Origin of the sequence: Streptomyces sp. NPDC007929, assembly GCF_042959065.1 — a bacterium.
Lineage (GTDB): Bacteria > Actinomycetota > Actinomycetes > Streptomycetales > Streptomycetaceae > Streptomyces.
Map to the genome: position 1 here is coordinate 14,117 of NZ_JBIBKD010000017.1, position 24,699 is coordinate 38,815.

General features: G+C 73.0%; 17 protein-coding genes. 6 read left to right on the top strand and 11 right to left on the bottom strand.

The window, feature by feature from the left end:
* Positions 1-58: 58 nt before the first annotated feature.
* From ACFZDE_RS36880 to ACFZDE_RS36900, 5 genes are read right to left on the bottom strand one after another with little or no spacing between them, the layout of a single operon-like run.
* Positions 59-664, bottom strand: coding sequence for an ATP/GTP-binding protein (locus tag ACFZDE_RS36880; RefSeq protein WP_391005020.1), 606 nt, complete (start codon positions 662-664; stop codon positions 59-61).
* Positions 645-4,343 carry a hydantoinase B/oxoprolinase family protein gene (locus tag ACFZDE_RS36885; RefSeq protein WP_391211515.1) on the bottom strand — a complete coding sequence of 1,233 codons (3,699 nt, stop codon included), beginning with the start codon at positions 4,341-4,343 and terminating at the stop codon, positions 645-647. Before ACFZDE_RS36885 ends, ACFZDE_RS36880 begins: the two co-directional genes overlap by 20 nt.
* Positions 4,344-4,367: 24 nt before the next feature.
* Complete coding sequence (locus ACFZDE_RS36890) at positions 4,368-4,763, bottom strand: DUF742 domain-containing protein (protein WP_184561475.1); 396 nt, start codon at positions 4,761-4,763, stop codon at positions 4,368-4,370.
* A gap of 9 nt (positions 4,764-4,772) precedes the next feature.
* Positions 4,773-5,207, bottom strand: a complete 435-nt coding sequence (locus tag ACFZDE_RS36895; RefSeq protein ID WP_391005015.1) for a roadblock/LC7 domain-containing protein — start codon at positions 5,205-5,207, stop codon at positions 4,773-4,775.
* A complete protein-coding gene (locus ACFZDE_RS36900; RefSeq protein ID WP_391211529.1) occupies positions 5,204-8,314 on the bottom strand; it encodes a nitrate- and nitrite sensing domain-containing protein in 3,111 nt (1,036 codons plus the stop codon). The genes ACFZDE_RS36895 and ACFZDE_RS36900 overlap by 4 nt, the downstream gene beginning before the upstream one ends.
* Positions 8,315-8,733: 419 nt before the next feature.
* On the opposite strand from ACFZDE_RS36900, the gene ACFZDE_RS36905 reads away from it, so the two are divergent.
* The gene (locus ACFZDE_RS36905; protein WP_391211534.1) at positions 8,734-9,300 is read left to right on the top strand and encodes a hypothetical protein; all 567 of its coding nucleotides are present in this window, start codon (positions 8,734-8,736) and stop codon (positions 9,298-9,300) included.
* A 386-nt stretch (positions 9,301-9,686) separates the two neighbouring features.
* Here the strand turns inward: ACFZDE_RS36905 and ACFZDE_RS36910 are convergent, their stop codons facing one another.
* The 4 genes from ACFZDE_RS36910 to ACFZDE_RS36925 form a co-directional block, all read right to left on the bottom strand.
* A complete protein-coding gene (locus tag ACFZDE_RS36910; protein ID WP_391211541.1) occupies positions 9,687-14,327 on the bottom strand; it encodes a hypothetical protein in 4,641 nt (1,546 codons plus the stop codon).
* A 35-nt stretch (positions 14,328-14,362) separates the two neighbouring features.
* Complete coding sequence (locus ACFZDE_RS36915; RefSeq protein ID WP_391211548.1) at positions 14,363-15,244, bottom strand: hypothetical protein; 882 nt, start codon at positions 15,242-15,244, stop codon at positions 14,363-14,365.
* Positions 15,245-15,275: 31 nt separating this feature from the next.
* Positions 15,276-16,802, bottom strand: a complete 1,527-nt coding sequence (locus ACFZDE_RS36920; protein ID WP_391005005.1) for a hypothetical protein — start codon at positions 16,800-16,802, stop codon at positions 15,276-15,278.
* Positions 16,803-16,940: 138 nt separating this feature from the next.
* Positions 16,941-17,636: an FCD domain-containing protein gene (locus ACFZDE_RS36925; RefSeq protein WP_391211558.1), complete on the bottom strand. Its 696-nt coding sequence runs from the start codon at positions 17,634-17,636 to the stop codon at positions 16,941-16,943.
* A 196-nt stretch (positions 17,637-17,832) separates the two neighbouring features.
* Between ACFZDE_RS36925 and ACFZDE_RS36930 the strand changes: the two genes are divergently transcribed.
* Genes ACFZDE_RS36930 through ACFZDE_RS36950 form a run of 5 tightly spaced genes read left to right on the top strand, consistent with a single transcriptional unit; the run spans position 17,833 to position 22,212 of the window.
* Positions 17,833-19,134, top strand: coding sequence for an MFS transporter (locus ACFZDE_RS36930; protein ID WP_391211566.1), 1,302 nt, complete (start codon positions 17,833-17,835; stop codon positions 19,132-19,134).
* Positions 19,135-19,139: 5 nt separating this feature from the next.
* On the top strand, positions 19,140-19,958 hold the full coding sequence (locus ACFZDE_RS36935; protein ID WP_391005045.1) for a putative hydro-lyase: 819 nt from the start codon (positions 19,140-19,142) through the stop codon (positions 19,956-19,958).
* Positions 19,959-19,973: 15 nt separating this feature from the next.
* Positions 19,974-20,732, top strand: a complete 759-nt coding sequence (locus tag ACFZDE_RS36940) for a 5-oxoprolinase subunit PxpA (protein ID WP_391211574.1) — start codon at positions 19,974-19,976, stop codon at positions 20,730-20,732.
* Positions 20,729-21,346: a carboxyltransferase domain-containing protein gene (locus tag ACFZDE_RS36945; RefSeq protein WP_391004997.1), complete on the top strand. Its 618-nt coding sequence runs from the start codon at positions 20,729-20,731 to the stop codon at positions 21,344-21,346. Before ACFZDE_RS36940 ends, ACFZDE_RS36945 begins: the two co-directional genes overlap by 4 nt.
* Positions 21,343-22,212, top strand: a complete 870-nt coding sequence (locus ACFZDE_RS36950; RefSeq protein WP_391211584.1) for a 5-oxoprolinase/urea amidolyase family protein — start codon at positions 21,343-21,345, stop codon at positions 22,210-22,212. The genes ACFZDE_RS36945 and ACFZDE_RS36950 overlap by 4 nt, the downstream gene beginning before the upstream one ends.
* 132 nt (positions 22,213-22,344) lie before the next feature.
* Here ACFZDE_RS36950 and ACFZDE_RS36955 read toward each other — a convergent pair whose 3' ends face one another.
* Together ACFZDE_RS36955 and ACFZDE_RS36960 are read right to left on the bottom strand one after the other, a co-directional pair.
* Positions 22,345-23,763 carry a HEAT repeat domain-containing protein gene (locus ACFZDE_RS36955; RefSeq protein WP_391211592.1) on the bottom strand — a complete coding sequence of 473 codons (1,419 nt, stop codon included), beginning with the start codon at positions 23,761-23,763 and terminating at the stop codon, positions 22,345-22,347.
* 300 nt (positions 23,764-24,063) lie between these two features.
* Positions 24,064-24,456, bottom strand: coding sequence for an ankyrin repeat domain-containing protein (locus tag ACFZDE_RS36960; protein WP_062925708.1), 393 nt, complete (start codon positions 24,454-24,456; stop codon positions 24,064-24,066).
* Between the last annotated feature and the right edge of the window lie 243 nt (positions 24,457-24,699).

A 24,699-nucleotide genomic window follows, 5' to 3' on the forward strand; every position in this document is an offset into this window, starting at 1 on the left:
GCCTGCTGCGGCCCGTACCCCGGTCGAGGGTGCGGGCCGTGCGCGGTGGTCCTCGACGTCAGCCGGTCACGGCCTCGCGGCGGTCGGCGGAGTACTCCATGGCGTGCTGGACGACGCCGATGAGTGCCTCCTTGACCGATTCTCGGTCCCGGGCGTCGCACATCAGGAGCGGCACGCCCTCGTCGAGGTCGAGGGCCTGGCGGACGTCCTCGATCGGGTAACGGGGAGCGCCCTCGAAGCAGTTGACGCCGACCAGGAAGGGGATCGAGCGCCGTTCGAAGTAGTCGACGGCGGCGAAGCAGTCCTCCAGGCGGCGGGTGTCGGCGAGCACGACGGCACCGAGCGCGCCCTCGGAGAGCTCGTCCCACATGAACCAGAACCGCTCCTGCCCGGGCGTGCCGAAGAGGTACAGCACGAGGTCCTCGCGCAGGGTGATGCGGCCGAAGTCCATGGCCACGGTCGTGGTGTTCTTGCCTTCCACCCCGCTGGTGTCGTCGACCGGGCGCCCGGCCTCGGTGAGCAGCTCCTCGGTGCGCAGCGGCCTGATCTCGCTGACCGCGCCGACGAGCGTGGTCTTGCCCACGCCGAAGCCGCCGGCCACGAGGATCTTGAGCGTGACGGGCTCGACCGGAGGCTTGCCGCGCTCAGAACGCCCGAAGATCATCGATCTCTTCTCCTGCTTGATGGGGGTCGGGCGACGGCGGGCCGTAGCCTCCGCCGCCTGGGGTTTCGATGACGAGTACGTCGCCGGTGACGAGGTCCGCGGAGTCGCTGCCGCCGAGTGCGGTCACCGTGCCGTCCGTGTGCTCCACCCGGTTGGCGCCGAGGGCACCGGGCTCACCGCCCGCCATGCCGTAGGGCGGGACCCGGCGGTGCTGGGACAGGGTGGAGACGGTCATGGGTTCGAGGAAGCGGATGCGGCGTACGGCGCCGTCCCCGCCGCGCCACCGTCCGGCGCCGCCGCTGCCGCGACGGACGGCGAACTCCTCGAGGCGTACGGGCAGCCGCCACTCCAGAACCTCGGGGTCGGTGAGGCGGGAGTTGGTCATGTGGGTCTGGACGACGGGTGCGCCCGGGAAGCCGTCACCGGCGCCGGAGCCTGAGGCAACGGTTTCGTAGTACTGGTGGCGTTCGTTACCGAAGGTGACGTTGTTCATCGTCCCGGACCCTTCGGCCTGGACACCGAGCGCCGCGTAGAGGGCGCCGGTGACGGCCTGCGAGGTCTCGACGTTGCCCGCGACGACGGCGGCGGGTGGCTCGGGGGCGAGCAGGGAGCCGGGCGGAACGACGATCCTCAGCGGGCGCAGACAGCCGTCGTTGAGCGGGATGTCGTCGGCGACGAGGGTGCGGAAGACATACAGGACGGCCGCGTTGACGACCGAGAAGGGGGCGTTGAAGTTGGTGGGCAGCTGCGCGGAGGTACCGGTGAAGTCGATGGTCGCGGCCCGGTTCTCGCGGTCCACACGCACGGCCACGCGGATGACGGCGCCCGCGTCCGTCTCATAGGCGTAATCCCCGTCGTCGAGGGCGTCGATGACGCGGCGCACCGCCTCCTCGGCGTTGTCCTGGACGTGCCGCATGTACGCCTGGACGACGTCGAGGCCGTAGTCCTCGATCATGCGGCCGACCTCGTCGACGCCCTTGCGGTTGGCGGCGATCTGGGCGCGCAGGTCGGCGAGGTTGGTCATCGGGTTGCGGGAGGGGTGGCGCGCCTCGGTGAGCAGGCGGAGGGTCTCGGCCTCGCGGAAGCAGCCGTTCTCGGCGAGCAGCCAGTTGTCGAAGAGGACGCCTTCCTCCTCGATGGTGCGGCTGCCCGCGGGCATGGAGCCGGGGGCGATGCCGCCGATCTCGGCGTGGTGGCCGCGTGAGGCGACGTAGAAGAGGATCTGCGGACCACCCTCCGGAGCACCCTCCGAGCTACTCCTCGCGTCACTGTCCGTGTCGGGCAGGGGCGCGGTGCCGAAGACCGGGGTGATCACGGTGACGTCGGGCAGGTGGGTGCCGCCGTGGTACGGGTCGTTGACGGCGTAGGTGTCGCCCGGGCGCATGCGGGGGCCGCGGCGGCGGATGACCTCTTTGACGCTCGTGCCCATCGAGCCCAGGTGGACGGGGATGTGCGGGGCGTTGGCCACCAGGTTTCCGTCGGGATCGAACAGGGCGCAGGAGAAATCGAGGCGCTCCTTGATGTTGACGGACTGGGCGGTCGACTCGAGGCGTGCGCCCATCTGCTCCGCGATCGACATGAACAGGTTGTTGAAGACCTCAAGCAGAACCGGGTCGACTTTCGTGTCGAGATCGGAACTCTGTGTAATCGCGGCGCGTTCCATGAGCAGATGCCCGTCGTCGGTCGCCGCGGCTCGCCAGCCGTCGTCGACGACGGTCGTGGAGCCGGCTTCGGCGATGATCGCCGGGCCGGTGACGGTGTCGCCGGGAGGAAGGTCCTCGCGGCGGTGGAGGGGCACGTCGCGCCAGGCGCCGTCCGTGTGGAGGCGGACGGTCAGGGGCGCTGCGGGGTCGTGGCCGGGGCTGCCGTCGGAGGCGGCTCGACAAGGGGCGAGAGCGGAGAGATCGGGGGGTTCGGTGATGCCGGTGGCTTCCACAGAGAGGGCTTCGACGACGATCGGGCGGTCGAGCGTGAAGGAGTACGTGGCGCGATGACGTTCTTCGAAGGCGTGGCGCATCGCGGCGGGCTCGGTCAGCTCGACGGTGAGGGTGGTGTCCGTGCCGTCGTAGCGAAGTTCCGCGCGCCGGGTGACCTCGATCTGTTCCTCGGGGACGTCCTCGGCGAGGAGTCGGGCGCGGGCCGCCCTCCCCAGGTCTTCGGCGGTCTGGAGGACGCCGGGCATCGAGGCGGCTTCCAGGGGTGCTTCGACGGACTGCTCGCGCATGGCGGTGGTGTCGGCGAGGCCGATGCCGAGTGCGGAGAGGACGCCGGCCATGGGTGGTACGAGGACGGTGCGGATGCCGAGGGAGTCGGCGACCTTGCAGGCGTGCTGGCCGCCGGCGCCGCCGAAGGTGGTGAGGGCGTAACGGGTGACGTCGTGGCCCTTCTGGACGGAGATCCGCTTCACCGCGGACGCGATGTTGGCGACGGCGATCTGCAGGTACCCCTCGGCGACCTGTTCCGGCGTGCGGTCGTCGCCGGTCTGCTCGCCGATCTCGCGGGCGAGGGCGGTGAAGCGTTCCCGGACGAGCACCTCGTCGAGGGGCTCGTCGCCGCCCGGTCCGAACACCTTCGGGAAATGGGCGGGCTGGATCCGGCCGAGCATGACGTTGGCGTCGGTCACGGTGAGCGGCCCACCGCCCCGGTAGCAGGCAGGTCCGGGGTCCGCGCCCGCCGAGTCCGGCCCTACGCGGTAGCGGGAGCCGTCGAAGTGCAGGACGGAACCGCCACCGGCGGCGACGGTGTGGATGTCCAGCATCGGGGCGCGCAGCCGCACGCCGCCGATCCGGCTGGTGAAGACGCGCTCGTACGCGCCGGCGAAGTGGGAGACGTCGGTGGAGGTGCCGCCCATGTCGAAGCCGATCACGCGGTCGAAGCCTGCCAGCTGCGACATCCGGGCCATGCCTACGATGCCGCCGGCCGGCCCCGACAGGATGGCGTCCTTCCCGCGGAACTGCCCGGCCTCGGTGAGACCACCGTTGGACTGCATGAACATCAGCCGTACGCCTTCGAGCTCGTCGGCGACGTGCCGGACGTAGCGGCGCAGCACAGGCGAGAGGTAGGCGTCGACCACGGCGGTGTCACCGCGGGGGACGAGTTTCATCAGGGGGCTGGCTTCGGCGGAGAGCGAGATCTGCGGGAAGCCGATGCGGGCGGCGAGGTCTCCGACTGCCTGTTCGTGAGCCGGATGGAGGTGGCTGTGCATACCGACCACCGCGACGGCACGGATCCCGTCGTCGTACGCCTCCTGGAGCGGCCCGGCGAGGGCGTCGAGGTCGGGGGCACGCAGGACGGTGCCGTCGGCGGCGATGCGCTCGTCGACCTCGATGACCCGTTCGTAGAGCAGCTCGGGGAGGTCGATGCGGCGCGCGAAGATGCTCGGGCGGTTCTGGTAGCCGATGCGCAGGGCGTCGTAGAAGCCGCGGGTGATGAGCAGCAGCGTGCGCTCGCCCTTGCGCTCCAGGAGCGCGTTGGTGGCGACGGTGGTCCCCATGCGCACGCTGTCGACGGGAGCGTCGGAGCCGGCCAGCAGGGTGCGGACACCCTCGACCGCGGCGTCGGTGTAGCGGGCGGGGTTGTCCGAGAGCAGCTTGTGCGTGAGCAGCCGGCCGTCCGGGCGCCGGGCGACGACGTCGGTGAAGGTGCCGCCACGGTCGACCCAGAACTGCCAGCCAGTCACGTCAGTACCCCGCTTCCGCGCTGCTCACAGCGCCCGGAGGCCGTTGATCACGTCGCGCAGAATACTCTCGTCCGGCAGCTCGGCAGGGGGTACCGGCCGGTTCACATGGACGAATTCCGCGTCCACGAGATCTCCGACGAGGACCCGTACCACTCCGATCGGCAGGTCGAGTTCCGCTGCGAGCTCGGCGACCGACTGCGGGATGTCACGGCACAGTTCGACGATGTCCACGTGCTCCGGGGAGAGCATGTGGTCCGCTTCCGGATCGTCCGCGTGCGGCTCCGCGACCACGACCGCAATCAGGTCCAGGCGATGCTGTCCCTGGCTGCTGGTGCGGCCGCGGGTCATGGCGTACGGGCGGACGACCGGTCCGGCGTCGTCGTCGAACCAGTGGCTTCTTCCCTGACCGTCAGCGCTCATGTCATCCCACTACCCGCCTGCGGGCAGATCGGTGCGCGGAGCGGCGGCCAGATGCGCGCCCACGCGCTTCACGAGGAGCGTCATCTCGTAGGCGACCTGGCCGACGTCCGAGTCGGCGTCCGAGAGGACGGCCAGGCAGCTGCCGTCACCGGCGGCCGTCACGAAGAGGAAGGCGTCGTCGAGCTCGACGACCGTCTGGCGCACGCTGCCGGCCTCGAAATGACGCCCCACGCCCTTGGCGAGGCTGTGGAACCCGGAGGCGACGGCGGCCAGGTGCTCGCTGTCCTCCCTGGTCAGGTCCCTGGACACGCCCGTCGGCAACCCGTCGCCGGAGAGCACGAGGGCCTTGCGGATGTTCGCGACTCGGTCCACCAGGTCATCGAGGAGCCAGTTCAGCTCGCCCTTGATCGTCGCGGTGTGGCCGGTCGGCTTCGGTGCGGTCATCGACCGTCCCCCTCTGTCGTTCCTTGTGGTGCTGCGCCGCTGTGGGCGTCATCGCCCTCGGCGTTCTCCTCACGGCCGCGCTGCCAGCCCCGCTGGAGCGATGCCATGCGGCTGCGTACTTCCTCGGCGTCGCGTTCGACGGGCTCGGCCCTGTCGTCGGTGCGCGGCTGCGAGCTCCGCTTCAGCTGCGGGGCCAGGTTCGCCTGCCGGACGCGCCGGGGCAGCGGGGCCGTGCCGGAGCCGGGCTGTGGTGCGGAGCCGATCCCCTGGGACGCCGAGCCGGTCTCCCGGGTCGCGGAGCCGGTTGTCTCGGGTGTGGCGCCGGAGCCCGTCTCGTGGCGTGAGGGCCCTGCGGTGGTCTCCGAGGAGCCGGAGCGGCGGTCGGGTGCCTCGGAGCCGCTCGAAGCGATCTCCGCGCGGCGGGTCCGCCTCGGGAGTACGGGTGGCTCCGGCCGGTCGCCCGTGGCGCTGCCTGGCGGGGCCGCGGGCGCGGTGTGGTCCTCGGTGCGGCCTGCCGCACCGATGCCGCGGCGGGTTGAGTCGGTGCCGCGACGGCGGGCCGGCAGCGGTGGCGGTGCGTCCGGTAGAGCGTCGCCCACGCCACTGACGGAGTTGTCGGTACGGCGCCGGGCCGGAAGGGCGGACCCGGGTTCGGCTCCCGTCCGGCCGTTGGCCCGGCTGCCCGTGGGCTCCTCGCCCCGGCGGCGTGCCGGGAGCGCGGAGGTGGGGCTCGACTCCGTGCGGCCGAGGGCCGTGGAGTTCTCCTCGTCCGTCTTGCCCCGGCGGGAGCGCTGGTCGGTGACCGGGCGCCCGTGGGAGCTGACCAGCTTGGGGGTGTGGCGGCGGGACAGCGGGACCGGTGCGCTCAGCTCGTCGTCGGCGTCGGTTCCCTCCCCTGTGCCGCGGGGGTCGGCGGTCCGGCGCGGGTCGGTGTGGCGGCCGGCGGTCTCGTCCGGGGCGCGGGTGAGGGAGTGGCGGGAGCGGAACAGGCCGCCGTGTTCGCCGTCCTCGTCCTCGATGGCTCCGGGGAGGTCTCCGATGGTGTCCAGGTCGACGGGTGCCTCCAGCTCGACCGGCCCGTCCAGCAGGGAGGCGGGCAGTCCGGGGCGCTGCGCGGACGCCTGGGACAGCGCGGCGCGGCGGCTGCCCTGCGGTTCGCTCTCCGGGGCCAGCCGGGGGCGGTCGAGCCGGAACCCGATGCCGTTGGTGTCCGGGACGTCGTCGGTCAGCAGCGCGTCGGGGATGAAGACCACGGCGGTCGTGCCGCCGTACGGGGAGGGCTGCAGGGAGACCCGGACGTTCTGGCGCTGGGCGAGCCTGCTGACCACGAACAGGCCGAGCCGGTCGGTGTCGGAGAGTTCGAACTCCGGTGTCTCGGCGAGCCGGAGGTTGGCGTCCAGGAGCGCTTCGGCCGCCATGCCGAGGCCGCGGTCGTGAATCTCCAGGGTGAAGCCGTTGGCGACGCGTTCGCCCAGGACCTGGACGGCGGTGTGCGGCGGCGAGAAGACCGTGGCGTTCTCCAGCAGTTCGGCCACGAGATGCGTGAGGTCGGCGACGGCTGGGCCGCTGATGGCGATCCGCGGAAGTCGGCGGACCTCGATGCGCTCGTAGTCCTCCACCTCGGCGACGGCGGCGCGCACGACGTCCATCAGCTGGACGGGCTTGCGCCACTGCCGGGAGGGCGCGGCGCCGGAGAGGATCACCAGGCCCTCGGCGTGGCGGCGCATGCGGGTGGTCAGGTGGTCGAGGCGGAAGAGGTCGGCGAGTTCCTCGGTGTCCTCTGTCCGGCGCTCCATGGCGTCGAGGAGGGTGAGCTGCTTGTGCAGCAGGACCTGGCTGCGGCGCGCGAGGTTGACGAAGACCTCGGAGACGCCGGCACGCAGTTCGGCCTGCTTGACGGCCGCTTCGACGGCGGCGCGCTGCAGCGTGTTGAGGGCCTGGCCGACCTCGCCCATCTCGTTCTTGTCGTATTCGAGGCGCGGGACTTCGGTCTCGACGTCGACCTGCTCGCCCGCGGAGAGGCGGCGCATGACACTGGGCAGCCGCACTCCGGACGCCTCGTGGGCTTCCAGGCGCAGCTGCCGCAGATCGCGGATGAGGGTGCGGCCGACGCGCACGGACAGGAAGAGGGAGACCAGGAGCGCGATCAGGCCGAGGGCACCGGCGACGACGGCCTTGGCGATGACGCCGACAGCTACGGGGTGGACTCGGTCCTGGTAGCGGTCGTTGGCCTGGTCGTTGAGGGTGCCGAGTTCGTCGAGCACGTTACCGGCGGCGCTGTCCCAGCTCTTGGCGGAGACACCGCGTGGGTTGCCGGTCCCGGAGGAGACGGCGGCTTCCTCGGCGACGCGCAGGGGAGCCGAAGAGGCGTTCTTCCAGAAGGTCTGGTAGCGGTCGCGTTCCGCCACCGGTAGCAGCGGCAGGTTGACGTCGTACGTCAGGGTGCGCTGGGCCACGAGGTCGGAGATGTCCCGCTCTTCGGAGTGCGAGATCCTGCCGACGATCAGGGCGGAGCCGAGGAGGGCGTCCTCGCGGGAGAGCAGCTCGCGGGCGCGGGCGAGGTTGACCAGCGCGCGGTACTGCTTGTCGAGCTCGACGTTGTCGACCACGTGCAGGTTGGCGAGGAGCACGTAGCAGGGGTCGACCAGCCGGTTGTAGAGATCGAGGGCCTGGGTGCGGTTGACGGTGCCGTCCTCGACGCTGCGGCGCAGCGAATCGATGCCGTCGAAGGCGTCCAGGACCGCGGTCAGCCGTTCGTCGGTGTCCGCGCCCATCGCGTCGCGCACATCGGGGTTCCGGGCGTTCTCGCGGATGCTGGCGACGGCCTCGTCGGTCGCGCTGCGGCTGCTCCGGAGCGCGGCGAGGCCGTCGGACGCGCGGGGGTCGGCGAGGTGGACGAGGGTCTGGCGGCGTTCCTCCTGGAGGACGCGGACCGTGTCCTCGATGGGGTAGCCGATCTCCTCCACCACGGACGACACATTGAAGAGGTCGCCCGCCTCACGTCCCGTGAGCACCGTGGCGAAGGCCCAGATCGCGGTCAGGGACACCAGCGGCACGAGGAGAAGCGCCACGATCTTCCGGCGGATGGACTTCCCGCGAAAGCGCATGGCCTCCCCCAGCTCGGGCCCCCGGCTACCCGGGGTACACATGTGCGTCAACAAACGGCGCGAGCCTACTACCGACCCACAGGGAACTCGAAGACCGGTCCGGAACCTGAAGTTCCGCGCCAGCCACGCGGCATGGCGAGTTGTCCGGGCATTGCAGGAGTTGTCTCCCTGAAATCGGTGGTCGCGGCGCGGGTCAACCTCCCGACTCCGCCAGGGCGGTTGGCTGAAATTTTTCGATTCACGGGAATCTTCGCGAGGAGTTGTTCGTCCTTCTCTATGGGAAACGGGGACGGAATCGGCCACAGGAGCCGCGTCCTGCACCTGGGCGGCGTAAAACAGTGCAAGCCGGGCAGCCACTGGGGAGCACGGGTCTTCGGATGCGAGCGGGCGGTCTGCTGGCGGTGGGGAGTGACACGGTGATGGGCACGGCGGAACGGCGCGGTGCGCCCAGGGCGAGCGGGGCGCAGCTGACGGGGCCTCAGGACCTCGAAGCGGCCGAACGCGATATCTCCGAGGGCGCGGCGGTGCCCTCGGGCCGAGAGGCGGCGGATCCGGCGCACGCGGCAGGTCGCGTCACCCGCGCGCAGCACTACCGGCCCCTGTGGGTCGAGGAACCCGCCCGGCGGCGTCGCCTGCCGGATCCGGTGCGGACGGCGGCGGTGCGGGCGGTCCTCCTCATAGCCGTGACGCTGATTCAGGCGATGGTGGCCTTCCTGTGCACGCTGGCCGGGTCCTGGCTGGCGTTCCCCATGGTGATCAGCAGTGTGGTCAGCACGATCGCGGCCACGTGGGGTGCGCTCGACGTGTGGGTGACGCGCCAGGTCTGGAACCAGCGCAACGGCGTGGTGTCCGTACCGAGCAGCACGGCGCGGGCGTTGCGGCGCGAGCGGCGCAAGGCCCGCCGGCAGGAGCGGGCCACCGCGCGTACGCAGGAGCGGATACGCAGGCGGGGTGGAGCCGGGGCCGGACAGCTGTCCCACTCGTGAGAGGTGGCCACGGGGAGCGGCGGCGAGGCCGCCGGGCCGAGGCGTTGAGCCGGCCCACCCCAGCCTCAGCCCCCCTAGCGGGGGTATGGGGGCAGCAGCTCCCGGGGCCCCCACGGCAGGACCCCGCTTCCGTACCTCGTTGAGGCAGAACTCCGCGCACCCTCCCCTTGGGGTTGGGGCCCGCGTCCTTCCGCCTGGCCCCACGCCTCCTCACCGTAGGAGCCAAGGTCGAGGTGTGGGTGGCTGAGGGCTTGGCGGAGGGCGCGGTGCTGCGCTGCGGCTGTTCCCGCCCGGGCCCGGCGGGGTCGGCCCGGGCGGTCGCGCAGCCGCGGGGCAGGCGCCCTGGGGAGGAGCGGCCGTCGCTGGTCGCGCAGTTCCGCGCGTCCCTAAGGTGTCGGTGACGCGGGCCGTTTGTACATCCTGGTTGCCGTGATCTCGCTGTGCGCCGCCTCCCCTGCCCGGGCTTGTTGCGGCAGGCCCGGGCGCAGGTGTTCCTCGACGCTGATGTATTTGAGGCCGGCCCTGAGGTCGGCGTCGTTGCGCATGCGGATGACTAGGGGGAACTCGGCCAGGGCGGTGGTGTCGAACAGGCCCGTGGTGTACAGGAGCTGCACACCGAGGGCGTCCGACACCGCCCGCTGGAGTTCCAGCAGGTACGTGGCGTTGGCGCGGCCGATGGGGTTGTCGAGGAACAGGGTGCCGGCGTGCCGGTGCTTGTCGCGGCCCCGGTCGTTGGAGCGCAGCGCGGCCATCGTGCAGTAGAGGGCGATCGCGGCGGTGAGGAGCTGGCCGCCGGAGAACACGTCGCCCATCTGCCCGACGGGCACACGCTCGGCGCGCAGCACGGCGTCGGGCTTGAGGATCTCCACGGCGACGCCCTTGGGCTCCAGCGCCGCAGCGACACCCCGAAGCAGCAGGGACATGCCGTCGCGCCGCAGGTCGGAGTTCTTCTTGACGGCGGCGCGGGTCGCCTCGTCGATGACCTCGCCGAGCCGTTCGGTGAGCGTGGCCTGGTCGGGCTCCTCGAAGCGGATGCGGAGGAACTCCTGCCCGGACCACTCCCCGAGGCCCTCCGGGAGCCGGGAGAGCCGCTGGGCGGAGCGCAGGGTGGCCAGGGCCGACTCGACCAGGCCGCGCAGGCGGTCCACGATCGAGTCGCGGTTGCGCTCCAGCTGCTCCAGTTCGTCGGTGAGGACGCGCAGGCGGGGTGCGAAGGCGTCCGCCCACTTCTGGGCGTGCTCGGGCAGTGCGGAGGCGGGCAGTTCGCGGATCTGCTGGCGGGCCGGGGTGCGGACCTGCTCGTAGCGCGTGGAGTTGGCGTGCCGCACGAGGATGTCGCTCGCCTCGCGGACGGCGGCCTCGGCGGCGGACAGGTCGGCGGCGCAGCCACGCAGGGAGCGACGGGCCTCGGCGGCCGACTGCCGGGCCTCCTCGGGGCTGCCGGGGTAGGGCTCGGGATCCTCGTGCTCCTCGTCGCTGGTGTGTTCGCGCAGCAGGTCCCGGAGCATGGCGGCGATCTCGTCGAAGCCGCTCGCCGCGTCCTCGGCGGCGCGGTGGGCGTCCAGGAGTTCGGCGTGCGCCTCGCGGGCCTGGTTCAGCGCCTCGGTGCGGGAGGCGAGTTCGGCCGTGGCGGTGCGCAGCAGGGTCTGCGCGTGCTCGGCGTCGCGCGGCTGAAGCTCCTCGGGCAGGTCGGTGTGGGTATCGCCGTCGTCGGCGGGGGCGAGTCGCTCGGCCTCGCCGCGCAGCCGCCCCAGTTGCTCGCTCGCGGTCGACATGCGGGTCTCCAGGAGCTGCACCAGCTCCTCGGCGCGGGCGGCGGCGGCCTGGCGGCTGGGTCCGTCGGAGCCGTCGGGGGATTCGAGGAGCTGCTCGGCGCGGGTGCGGACCTTGTTGCTCAGCCGGTCCAGCTCCGCGCGTGCCGCGCTCTCGTCGCTCTCGGCGCGGGCCTGCTCGGCGCGCAGGTCGGCGCCCACGCCGACCTTCTCGTACACCTGGGACGCGGCCCGGTAGGCCTCGCGCAGGGCGGGCAGCGAAGCCTTGGGCGTCTGCTCCTCGTCCTCGGGTACGTCGTCGGGGGCGCCGGCGATCTCGGAGCGCTCGGCACGCAGCGCGCGCGCGGTGCGGCGGGTGTCGTCGGCGGCGCGCTGGGCGGCACGCCGGTCCTCGTCGGCGGCCCGGGCCCGCTCCAGACAGGACTGGGCGCTCGCCTCGGACTCGGCCGCCTCGTCGGCCAGTTCGCGCAGTTTGACCTGCCAGCCGGCCCGCTCGCGCAGCCGGAAGGCGAGCCCGGCGAGGGCGTCGGCGGAGCGGCGGGCCTTCTGGGCGGCCTCCTGCCGCTCGTCCCGGACGCGCGCGGCCTCGGCGGCGACCTCGTCGGCCTCGGCCCGTACGGTCCGGGCCTCGGTCAGTTCGGCCTCGGCCTCCTCGGCGAACGCGCGGCTGTCGTGGGCCGCCCGGGCCAGTTCGGTCAGCCGGCCGGCGGGGCAGCCGGTGCGCCAGGAGGCGAGCCTGGCGGCCAGTTCGCGGTCCTTGCCGAGCCGGGCGGCGAGGGTGCGGATCTCCTCGTCCCGTTCGGTGGCGCGTGCGCGCAGGGCCTGCCGCTCCTCGTCGGCGGCGTGCTCGTCGTGCATGGCCGGGTTCGGCGGCACGAGGAACACGTCTCCGTCGCCGGAGTCGGGGGCGGGCGTCGGGGCGAGCAGGGCGGCGGCGGTGCCGACCGCCACGGCCGAACGGGGCAGCAGCGCCGCGTCGCCCAGCGCCTCCCGGGCGCGGGCGTGGGAGTCGGGGTCGGTGATGATCACGCCGTCGACGAGTTCGGGCCGGGCGGCCAGCACGCGCGCGTGGTCCGCCGGGTCGACGGCCTGGGCCAGATAGCGCCAGCCGGGCAGTGCGGGGATGCCGTGCTCGCCGAGGAACTCGACGGTGGCCAGTACGTCCGGGCCGGGCGGCAGCAGCCCGCCGTCGCCGAGCGCGCCCAGGATGCGGGAGTCGTCGGCGGCGGCCGTGCGCAGGTCGAACAGCTGCCGCTCGGCGGAGGAGACGGCGTCGTCGAGCAGGTCGCGCAGGTCGTCGGCGGAGCGGTCGAGTTCCTCCGGGGTGAGGCCCTGCTCGCCGGCGGCCTGCTGTGCGGCGGGCTCGCCGTCCGTGCCGTGGCGGGGTTGCGGGATGCCCGGGCGGGTCTCCGGGGTCAGGCTGAGCAGTTCCGCCAGCCGCTCCTCGCCCGCGAGTGCCTCGGCGGTGCGGCGCTCGGCCTCGTACGAGCGCTCGGCCGCGGTGGCGGCGTCGGCGGCGCGGGCCGCGGTCAGTTCGGCGCGGGACTCGGTGGCGGCGGCCTCGCGTGCGTGCTCCGAGGCCCGGCGGGAGGCCTCGCGGGCGGTGTCCCAGGCGGCGACGGCGCTCTTCTCGGCGTCGCTGGCGGCCAGCGCCGCGCGGGCGGGGTCGGCGTCGGGCGCTGAGTCGTCGAGCCAGCCGGCCCGGACCGCCTCCGCGGTCTCCTGCTCGACCTCGGCGAGTCGCTGCTTGAGGTGACCGATCTCGCTGCGGGCGCGCTGGGCCTGGGTGGCGGCCGCGGTGGAGTCCCGGTAGGCCGCGTCGCTGACCTCCTGGAGGGCGGCGGAGCGCTCCTCCTCCTCGTTGGCGTGGCTCTCGGCCCTCTCCGCGGCGGCGTGCAGGGCCCGTACCAGGTCGACGGCGGCCTTGGAGCGGGCGGCCAGGGCGGGGGCGGCGTCCCGCTCGGCCTCTCGGATGGCGGCGGACACGCGGGTGACGCGGTCGGAAGCGGCGCGGTGGCGCAGCACGGCCTCGGCGGCCTGCCAGGCCGAGTACAGGGTGCGGGCGTCGGCGAGCTCGCGCTTCTGCGCGGCGGCGGACTTCTCGGCCCCGGCGAGCGCGAGGGAGGCGTGCCGGTAGGCGAGTTCGGCGGAGATCAGCGCGCTGCGCTCGCGGGCTGCCTCGGCGTGCGTGACGGCGTAGGCGGCGGCGGTGACCCGCTGGGCCAGGTCGGCGGCCCGGACCCGCTCCCGCACCCCGCGTGCGGACAGTCTGCGGGCCAGGGTCCGGGTGCGGCGTTCGGCTCCGGCGTGGATGTCACGCGCGCGGGAGCGGGCCTCGGCGGCCTCGACGATCCGGCCGAGGAGGTCGACGGATCCGGCGGTGAAGTCCCGTTCGGCCATCAGCTCGGCGCGCCGGCCCAGCTTGTTACCGAAGCCGCTGACCAGGTCGGCGAGCCCGTCGGTGTCGCGGGTGTCGGTGACGGCGCGCAGCAGCAGATCGGTGAAGTCGGCGTCCTTCTTGACCGCGAAGAGACCGGCGGCCTCGCCTTCGTCGGCGTTCATCTCTCGCTGGTAGCGGAAGAGCTCGGGGTCGAGGCCGAGGTCGCCGAGGTGCTCGATCCAGCGGTCGTGGGTCTCCTCCCAGTGCACCTCCAGGTGCGGGTAGTTCTTGCCCGCGTCGGTGAGGGCGTCGCGGAAGCCCTTCATGGTGCGGCGCCGCCCGCGCGCACCGGACTGGCCCTCGGCCGGGGCCCGTACGGCGGTGGCCTCGGCCACGGGGAGAGCGTCCAGGTTCAGTCCGGGCCCGGGCCGGAAGGAGTACCAGGCCTCGGCGAACTTCCGCGGGTCGTTGGAGACCTGCCGCCCGCGCCACTCGCTGACCTTGCCGACGACGACGCATTCACCGGTCAGCACGTGCTGCCACTCCAGCGCCACGTGCCCGCAGTCGTCGGCGAGGAGGAACTTGCGCAGTACGCCGGAGCTGGCGCCGCCGAGGGTGTTGCGGTGGCCCGGCAGCATCACGGAGAAGATCAGCTTGAGCAGCACCGACTTGCCGCCGCCGTTCTCCAGGAAGAGCACACCGGCGGGCGCGGGCCGGCGCGGCGGACCTACCGGCTCCTCCTCGAAGAACTCCGCCTGCGTGGGCGCGGGGTCGGGCACGATCTCGCCGACACCCCGCAGGTCAAGCACGGTGTCGGCGTAGCGCGCACCGGCGGGCCCGATCGAGTAGAGGCGGACCCGGGACAGCTCGTACATGGCGGACTCTCGTAAGTCTTCGTGAGATGGGGAGTTCAGGAGGAGTGGAACGGCAGCCCGGCGTCGGCGACCAGCTCCAGGTCGTCGCTCTCCTCGGCGGGCAGCAGTGTCGGGGTGCCGTCGGTGACCGGGACGACGCCCAGGTCCAGCAGCTCTGCCAGGGCGGCGCTGCCGGCCATGTCGCGGACCTGGAGCTGGTAGCGGGCGGTCGTGCGGTAGGTGCCGCCGTGGTCGTCGCCGGTGCGCTGGAGGAATCCGGAGTCGGTGAGGAAGGCGACGGCCTTGGCGACGATGCCGGTGGTCGAACCGGCCAGGCGGCGGGCGTCCTTGGTGGCGCCGGTCGCGCTGCGCCGCACCCAGATCCGCCAGGCGGCCTCCAGGCCGGGCGCGTCGGTCGCCGGGTCGGTGTTCTCGCCCCGCTCGTCGGCGCGTTCCTCCAGGCGGCGGCAGGCCTGGCGCACGAAGGCGTCGACACCGTTGACGGAGACGCGGCCGATGTAGCCGTCGTCGGCGAGGTCCTCGGGGCGCGGGAACGCCATGGCCGCGACGGCGAGATGGGCGAGTCCGTGCAGGAACCGGTCGCCTCCGTCGGCGGACGTACGACGCGCGTAGTCGCCCATGCGGACGGCGAACACCGAGTCCTCGGCGGCGGTCACGGCCATGCCCGCGCGCGGGGACACCTCCAGCACGATCAGGCCGAGCCCGGTCGCCACGGCGTCGGCGAGCCGGGCGAAGGGCGGGTCCTCGCGGTAGCGCCGCAGCAGGTCCGCGTACTCCTGGTCGCGGGCGGGCTGCAGCTTGGGCTGGAGACCGAACGACACGAGCCGGGCCGCGTCGGCGGCGTCGGCGGGCGTGACGGCGGCGGTGACCGTCGGGGCCGCTGCGTCCGGCTCGCTCCACTCGGCGTGCTCGCTCACGGTCGGGACTCCTTGTGCCATTCGTACTGACTCATGCTGCTTCCGTCCGGTCCGCCGCCATCCCGGCCGCGTCCAGCAGGGCCGTGCCGACGATGAGGTCGGCGCCGCCGAACTCCGGGTCGTCGAGTTCGGTCCCGTCGTCCACGGCGAACAGCAGCTTCTGCTCGCCCTGTCGATAGGCCGTGCCGACCGGCGGACTGGCGGCGTGCACCGCCAGCAGGGCGACGAGGTACGGCAGCTCCGGGTCCTGCCGCCGGGCCTGCGCGAGCAGCCCGGACAGCCGGCGCGGCGCGTCGGCCGGCAGGTCGAGCAGCTCCTGCGCAGCCGCCATCTGCTCTTCGCTGAAGCGGCTGTCGTCCGGCGTGGCGATCAGGTCCGGCTCGGGCATCTCCGCGCCCAGGTGCTCCCGCTCCACCGGCGGCGTCAGCAGTATGTCGACCAGGTCGGCGACCCGGACGGACACCGGGGTGCGCAGCCCGGTGCCGCGGCCGAAGAAGGCGTCGGTGACGCGGACGGCCTGCTCCACCGGCAGCGGCAGGACGGGCGAGACGAGATGGCCGTAGAGGTCGATGCCCGATGTCGTCATGGGTGTGGCGAAGGCCTGCCGGTCCTGCTCGGCGCGGAACAGCGGTCCGGCCTCCAGCAGGCGGGACTGCAACTGGGTGTGCCGGCGGATGCAGTCCTTGACGATGTCGACGAGCTCGGCGGCGCGGCGCTTGTGCTCAGGGTCCTCGGACTCGTCCCGTGCCTTGCGGATGTTGGTGAGGATCGCGTTCTCGTGGCGGTAGCGGTCGGCGACGTGGTCCAGCGCCTCGGCGATCATGTCGGGCACGGTGGAGAGCCAGTCCACCGCGCGGACGTTGCGCCGGGTGGCGTCGAGGGCTCGGCGCAGGGTCTCCGAGTACTGCACGGTGCGGTAGCGGGCCTGTTCGGCCGCGAGCTGGGCGTCGGCGAGCCGGCCGCGGCTGATCAGCACCTCCAGCTTGACCTCGGCGGCGATCTGCGCGCTGGTGACGTCCGTGTCGAGGGCGCCGACGAGGACGTTGACCGCCTCGTCCGTCGTACGGAGGTAGACCGTGCCGCCGGGGCCGGGGACCTCTTCGATCAGCTTGAAGTCGTAGTCACGGCGCACATAGGTGCCGTCCGCCCCGAACGTGCCGTACACGGCGCGGAAGCCGCGGTCGACGCTGCCGACGTTGATCAGGTTCTCCAGCACCCAGCGGGCCACCCGCTCGTGCTCGGCGGTGGGGCGCTGCGGGGCCTGGGCGGCGATGCGCGGAATGAGCCGGGCGACGATCTGGTCGTGGTCCGCGCCGGTGTCGAAGTCCATGTTGAGGGTGACCAGGTCGATCGCCGCGAGGGCGACCTCCGCCATGCCGTACACCGAGTACGCGCCGGCGAGGTTGGCCTTGCGCGCGTCCAGATCGTGCAACGGCGCGGTGCAGGCGAGCGCGCGCAGGCGCCGCGCCAGGCCCTCGTCGGCGGCCGGCCCCGGGGCGGGGCGCGGCCCCGCGCTGAGCTGGGGCGGAACGCTGTCCGTCGATGCAGGCGAAGTCACGGTGCACAGACTAGGTCCTGGGTCTGACAACCACCCAAACGACGCGGTACGCCCCCTCGGTCACGGGCCTCAGCCACCCCAGCCGGCCTCCGGAACAGCCACCCTCGCCGACCACGCCGACCCCCGGAACAGCCACCCTCAGCCCTCCTCCCCCACCCTGCGCCGGTACACCTCCACCACCCGCTCCAGCGAGTCGTCGAGGTACCCCGCGAGCAGCCCCTCGGCCTTCTCCCGGTCCCCGTCCTGAAGAGCCTGCAAAATCGCGACATTTCGCGCAATGTACGGCTCATGCAGCCGTTGCGGCTCGTCCACCACATGGAACGCCAGCCGCAGTTCGGCGAAGACGCTGCGCATCAGCTCGGCGGTGCGCTCGCTCGCGGCGAGCGCGACCAGCTCCCGGTGGAAGTGGATGTTGGCCGTACCCACACCCTTCCAGTCACCTTCGTGAGCCGCCCGCCGCCCCTCCTCGACCGCCCCGGCGAGCCCGTCCAGGCCGTACGGCGGCTCACCGAGACCGCGCACGACGGCGCACTCGACAAGCCGCCGGGTGCGGTAGATGTCCTCGACGTCCTCGACCGTCAGGACCCGGACGAACACGCCCCGGTTCAGCTCGTGGACGAGCAGCCGCTCATGCGTGAGCAGCCGGAACGCCTCGCGCAGCGTGTTGCGGGAGACGCCGAGCGCGCCTCCGATGCTGTCCTCCGACAGGCGGGTGCCGGGCGGGAAGTAGCCCTCGGCGATCCGGCTCCTGAGGATGTCCGAGACCCGCTCCGCGGTGCTGGTGCGCCCGAGGAGGGCCCGGTCGTCGGCGAGGTCCTTCAGCTGCTCTGCCATGCCGGAATTCAATCGCAGATCACAAGAACGAACCAACATGGGTATTGAGGGATCGTTGAACAATCCTCTACGGTGCTACGCACGGCGTCATGACGGCGGGCCGCTTTCCCGCCGCTTTCCCCACCACGGCGCCGACCGCCTCCGTACGGCACGGCTCACTCCGAAGCACCCTCCGTCCTCCCTCTGCGAGGTGCCCATGAGCACGACCCCTCCACCGCAGGCCCAGCTCGACGACCCACGCCCCGCCACCACCGAACGCACCTCGGACGACGGGGCGTTCGGCTGGCTGCGCGCCCTGGGCCCGCGTGGCCGCCGCGCCTTCACGGGTGCTTTCGGCGGCTATGCCCTGGATTCGTACGACTACTTCACGCTGCCGCTGAGCATGGTCGCGCTGTCCGCCTACTTCGGCCTGAACAGCGGCCAGACGGGCCTCTTCACCACGGTCACGCTGGTGGTCTCCGCGGTCGGCGGCGCCCTGGCCGGCGTGCTCGCGGACCGCGTCGGCCGGGTGAAGGCACTGATGGTCACGGTGATCACGTACGCGGTGTTCACCGTCGCCTGCGGTTTCGCGCCCAACTACGAGACGCTGCTGGTCTTCCGCGCGCTCCAGGGCCTCGGCTTCGGCGGCGAGTGGGCCGTCGGCGCGATCCTGGTCGCCGAGTACGCGAGCGCCAAGCACCGGGGGCGCACGCTCGGCGCGATCCAGAGCTCCTGGGCCGTGGGCTGGGGCCTGGCCGTGATCGTCTACACCCTGGTCTTCTCGGTCGCCGGTGACGACCTGGCCTGGCGCATCATGTTCTGGACCGGGGCGCTGCCCGCGCTGCTCGTCATCTGGCTGCGGCGCAGTGTGCACGACGCCCCCGAGGCGGCCGCGGCGCGTGAACGGAGCGCCGAGAAGGGCTCGTTCAAGGCGATCTTCAAGCCGGGCCTGCTGCGGATCACCGTCTTCGCCGGACTGCTCTCCACGGGCGTCCAGGGCGGCTACTACACGCTGGCCACCTGGGTGCCGACGTATCTGAAGTCCGAGCGGGACCTGTCGGTCGTCGGCACCGGCGGATACCTGACGTTCCTGATATCGGGCGCCTTCATCGGCTACCTGACCGGCGGCTACCTCACCGACAAGCTGGGCCGGCGGCGCAACATCTGGCTCTTCGCCCTGCTCTCCGCGCTCTGCATCCTGGCGTACGCGAACATCCCGAGCGGCGCCAACACCCTGCTCCTGGTGCTCGGTTTCCCGCTCGGGTTCTGCATGTCGGCGATCTTCAGCGGCTTCGGCTCCTACCTGAGCGAGCTGTACCCGACGGCGGTGCGCGGGACGGGGCAGGGCTTCACGTACAACACCGGGCGCGCGGTGGGTGCCGTGTTCCCGACGACGGTCGGGTTCCTGGCCGACAGCTGGGGCGTCGGCGGCGCGCTGGTGTTCGGCGCGATCGGCTACGGCATCGCGGCCCTGGCCCTGCTCGGGCTGCCGGAGACGCGTGGGAAGGAGCTGGCGTGAACCGCATGAGCACCGAGGACCGCCCCCTGCTCCTGGTGGACGAGCACGCGCGCGCGTGGAGCCCCGCCCAGGCCCGCTCCCGCTTCCGGGAGGGCCTGACGGGCCCCACGGCCGGGGTCGCGGCGGGGCACACCCAGGTCAACCTGATCTCGGTGCCCGCCGACTGGGCCTACGACATGCTGCTGTTCTGCCAGCGCAATCCCAAGCCCTGTCCGGTCCTCGACGTCACGGACGCCGGTTCCTGGACGACGGTGCTGGCCGAGGGCGCGGACCTGCGCACCGACCTGCCCCGCTACCGGGTCTGGCGGGACGGCGAGCTGGTGGACGAGCCGGCCGACGCGCGCGCGTACTGGCGGGACGACCTGGTGTCGTTCCTCATCGGATGCAGCTTCACCTTCGAGTGGGCGCTGGGCGAGGCGGGTGTGCCGATGCGCCATGTCGAGCAGGGGCGCAACGTGCCGATGTACGTGACGAGCCGTCAGTGCCGTCCGGCGGGGCGGCTGCACGGCCCCATGGTGGTGTCCATGCGGCCGGTGCCGCCCCGGCAGCTGGCGGCGGCGATCCGGGAGAGCAGCCTGATGCCGTCGGTGCACGGCAGTCCCGTGCACTGCGGCCATCCCGCGGGTCTCGGCATCGACGACCTCGGCCGCCCCGACTTCGGGGACCCGGTGGACGCCGAGCCGGACGACATCCCGGTGTTCTGGGCCTGCGGGGTGACCCCGCAGGCGGCCGTGATGGCCTCGCGTCCGCCGTTCGCCCTCACCCACGCCCCGGGGCAGATGTTCCTCACCGACGCCCGTGACGAGCAGTACCGCGTGGCCTGACAGGAGACACGGCTCATGACCTCGATCGACCTGAACGCCGACCTCGGCGAGGGCTTCGGCCGCTGGCGGCTCACCGACGACGAACAGCTGCTGTCCGTCGTCACCAGCGCCAACGTGGCCTGCGGTTTCCACGCCGGGGACGCGGTCACGATGCGCCGAGTGTGCGAGCTGGCGGCCGAGCGCGGCGTCCGGATCGGCGCCCAGGTGTCCTACCGGGACCTGGCCGGGTTCGGGCGGCGCGCGATGGACGTGCCGCCCGCCGAGCTGGCGGCCGAAGTGGCCTACCAGATCGGCGCGCTGGAGGTCTTCGCCCGGGCGGCCGGTGCCCGGGTCGCCTATGTCAAACCGCACGGCGCGCTCTACAACCGGGTCGTGCACGACGAGGCGCAGGCCGCCGCGGTCGTCGACGGCGTGCTCCTCGCGGACGCCGCGCTGCCCGTCCTCGGACTGCCCGGCTCACGCCTGCTGGAGCTGGCCGGGAAGGCCGGACTGCCGGTCGTCGGCGAGGCGTTCGCGGACCGGGCGTACACCGACACGGGCACCCTGGTGCCGCGCGGTGTGGAGGGCGCCGTGGTCGCCGACCCGGAGGCCGTGGTGGAGCGCTCCGTGAGCATGGCCCGCTCCGGCGAGGTCGTCGCCCGCTCGGGGACGCGCATCGAGGTACGCGCGCGGTCGCTGTGCCTGCACGGCGACACCCCGGGCGCGGTGGACCTGGCGCGCCGGGTGCGCGAGCGCCTGACGGCCTGCGGGGTCCGGGTGGAGGCCTTCGCATGAAGGTGCTGCCCGTCGGCGAGGACGCCCTGCTCGTCGAGGTCTCCTCGGGCGACGAGGCCCAGGCCCTGCACGCGGAGTTGCTGCGGCGCCGCGCGGAGGGCTCCCTCGCGGCCCGCGAGATCGTGCCGGCGGCCCGCACGGTCCTCATCGACGGCCTCGACGCCCCGGCTCGGCTGGCCGCCGAACTGACCGCCGCCGACCTGCCGCCCGCTCCCTCACGCGCGCGTGACGTCGTGGAACTCCCCCTGCGGTACGACGGTCCGGACCTGGCCGACGTCGCCGCCCACTGGGGCGTTCCGGAGCGGGAGGTCGCCCGCATCCACGCTGACACCGAGTTCCGGGTCGCCTTCTGCGGTTTCGCTCCCGGCTTCGGCTACCTCACCGGTCTGCCACCGCGCTACGACGTGCCCCGCCGGGCCACTCCGCGCACGGCCGTCCCGGCGGGGTCGGTCGCGCTGGCGGGCCCGTACACGGGCGTGTACCCGCGCTCGTCGCCGGGCGGCTGGCAACTGATCGGCACGACGGACGCCGTGCTGTGGGACCACGCGCGCGTGCCGGCGGCGCTGCTGTCACCGGGCACGCGCGTGCGGTTCGTCCCCGAGGCGGGGTCATGACGGACCGCGCCCTCGCCGTCGTACGGGCCGGGGCCCTCACCACCGTGCAGGACGCGGGCCGCCCCGGGCACGCCCATCTCGGTGTGCCCCGCTCCGGCGCGCTGGACCGGCCCGCCGCGGACCTCGTCAACCGGCTGGTCGGCAATCCGCCCGGGGCGGCCGTGCTGGAGACGACCCTCGACGGCTGTGCCGTACGCCCCCGTTCGACGGTCACGGTGGCGGTGGCGGGCGCGCCCTGCCGGGTCACGGTGGACGGACGTCCCGCCGCCTGGGGAGCACCGGTGCGGGTGCCCGCGGGGGCGCTGCTGGAGATCGGACCGGCCGTGTCGGGCGTACGGGCCTATCTGGGGGTCTGTGGCGGCATCGCCGTCGAGGCGGTGCTCGGCAGCCGGTCGACGGACCTGTTGTCGGGGCTCGGCCCGGCTCCTCTCGCGGTCGGCACGGTGCTGCCCCTGGGACGGCCCTTCGGCGGACACGCGCGCGTGGACGTCGCCCCGCAGCCGGCGCCACCGGCGGAGTTGGTGCTGCGGGTGACGCTCGGCCCGCGCGACGGCTGGTTCACACCGCGGGCCCTGCACACCTTCCTCTCCCGCGCCTACCGGGTGTCCTCCGCGAGCAACCGCATCGGACTGCGCACGGAGGGACCCGCACTGGAGCGGGCCCGGCCGGGCGAACTCGCCAGCGAGGGCATGGTGCTGGGCGCCGTGCAGGTGCCGCCGGACGGCAGGCCGGTGATCTTCCTGGCCGACCATCCGACCACCGGGGGCTACCCGGTGATCGCCGTGGTCCGCACCGCCGACCTCCCGGCCGCCGCCCAGGCGGTCCCCGGCACCCCGGTCCGCTTCGTGGCCGTGCGCCGCCGCTAGGCGCGCACGGGGCGGCCCGTCAGGCGGGCGCGCTGTGCCGGAGTTCACCGGCGGCCGCGGTCAGCAGCTGACAAGGAGGTCCGCCCGGGCCACACAGCCGTCTCCCCGGGGCCGGACGGCGACCGCCCCGGATCACACAGCCGTCTCCCCGGGACCGATCCGGCTGCGTACGGCCGTCTGTACCTCGTCCTCCTCGGCCGGGTCGGCTGCGAGCCGGCGCAGGCGCTCGACGACGCGGGCGTCGCCCGTCTCGGCGTGCCGGGCGGCGATCTCCCGGGTGGTCTCCTCGCAGTCCCACAGGCACTCGACGGCGAACCCGGTGGCGAAGGAGGGGTCGGTGGCGGCGAGGGCGCGTGCGGCCCGGCCGCGCAGATGGGAGGAGGCGGTCTCGCGGTAGACGTGGCGCAGCACGGGTGCGGCGCAGGCGATGCCGAGCCGTCCGGTGCCGTCCACGAGGGTCCACAGGGTCGGCGCGTCGGGGCCCTCACCCCGCACGGCCTCGCGCAGCGCGGCGAGGACGAGGTCGCGGTCCCGCACCCCGCCCCGGCAGGCGAGAACGCGTCCGGCGGCGGCGCCCAGCGCGTCGGGCCGCCGGGCCCAGCCGCGGGCCCGGTCCACGGCGGCCAGCGAGCGCATTCGTTCGAAGGCGTCGACGGCGGCGTCGACGACGAGTGCCGAGCCGTCGGCCACGGCGCCCTCGACCAGATCCAGGGCCTGGGGGTCGTTCCTGTCGGCGAGGTATCTGAGGGCCGTGCACCGGGCTCCGTCGGTGCCGTCCCGCGCCGCCCGGACGATCTCGGCCCGGTCCTCGGGGCCTGCCACGGCGGAGAGACAGCGGGCGGCCGGCACATGGAGGGCGGCGCCGCGCTCGATGCCCTGCTGGGCCCATTCGAAGACGGCTTGGACGCTCCACCCCGGGCGGGGGCCGGACGGCCGCATCTGCCGCTGCCAGCGGTCGAAACAGCCCGTCTCGTGGGCGGCACGCACGCGTGCGGCGACGGATTCGCGCGGATCCTCGGCCCACAGCCGCCAGGGCCGGGGCTCGAAGGCGTCCCGGACGGTGGCGGCCAGTTCGGCATCGCCCTCCGGGTCGGCGGGGAACCGGGCGAGGACGGGTGCGGCCAGGGCGCGCAGTCCCGCGTCGTCGTCCCTGAGGGCCAGTTCATCGAGGGCCCAGGCCCAGTTGGAGCCGTGCGCGGCGTACCTGCGCAGCAGTTCCAGCGCGTCCCGCCTGCCGTAGGAGGCGAGGTGCCCGAGGACGGCCAGGGCGAGCCCGGTGCGTGACTCGTCGCCGTCGAGGACGTCCTCGGCGCTGAAGAGATGGGCCTCGACCTCGTCCAGTTCGCCGCCCAGGTCGAGGAAGAGGCGGGCGTAGTAGAGGGAGCGGTTCTCCACCTGCCAGTCGTGGCGGGGATCGCGCAGCACACAGTGGTTCAGCGCCGCCAGCGCCTCGGGGCGCGGGGCGGTGAGCGCGTGCAGCGTGCCGTCGCCGCGGCCCCGCTGAAGCAGGCCGAGCAGCGTACCGCTGGGCGCTATGACCGGATCGAACATGGGAAACAGCCTCACATCAAGCGTCGACGCAACCGGGGACGTGTACTACCTGGCCGCGCGACAACACGTCGGAGTGCCCGCCGTTTCCTGCTTGCTGTAGACCATCTTCCTCTGCCTCTCGTCGGTGGCCCTTGCGGACCGCGTCACGGCCCGCGCGGTGCGGCAACACCTGCCCAACCATCACGTCCGTGAACCACGTCGTCATGATGACTCGGCACTCTCGTCTGCCGCGACCGAAATTTCGGCGGCCCTGTACCGCCTCCCCCGTTTTCCGTGTCTTTGCTGGTCAGATCTGCCGGTTCAGTGCTCGCCGAACAGTTCGAGCAACTCCGTCCGACCGAACATCCGGGCGGTGTCGACCGCCGAGGGCGTGCCGGCGGACGGGTCGGCGCCGCCCTCCAGAAGGGCCTTGATGACATCCGATTCGCCCTTGAAGACCGCCCCGGCGAGCGGGGTCTGACCCCGGTCGTTGATCCGGTCGGCCTCGGCACCCCGCTCCAGCAGTGCGCGCACCGCGTCGGAGTGGCCGTGGTAGGCGGCGAGCATCACGAGCGAGTCGCCCCGGTCGTTGGTGAGGTTGGCCGGAACGCCCGCGTCGACGTACGCCACGAGCGCCTCGGTCTGTCCCCGCCGGGCCAGATCGAAGATCTTGGTCGCCAGCTCCACGACCTCGGGGTCGGGGACTTCGGTCATCGGACGGACCGCCTCTCCACTACGCATCGCCTCCGGTGTACGCCTGCGAGGGCGCAGCCGTACGAGTGAATCGCCAGGGTACTGGCTCGCGCGGCACATGACCCGATGTGCCCGAGGTAAAGATCAGCACAGACCCGGACAAGCGCAACAGCCCGGCTCCACCGGGCCCGGGACCACTCCGCCACACGGGGGAAATCGTCCGAATTTCACCCAGTTGCACCTTTTATCGTATGGATACATCCT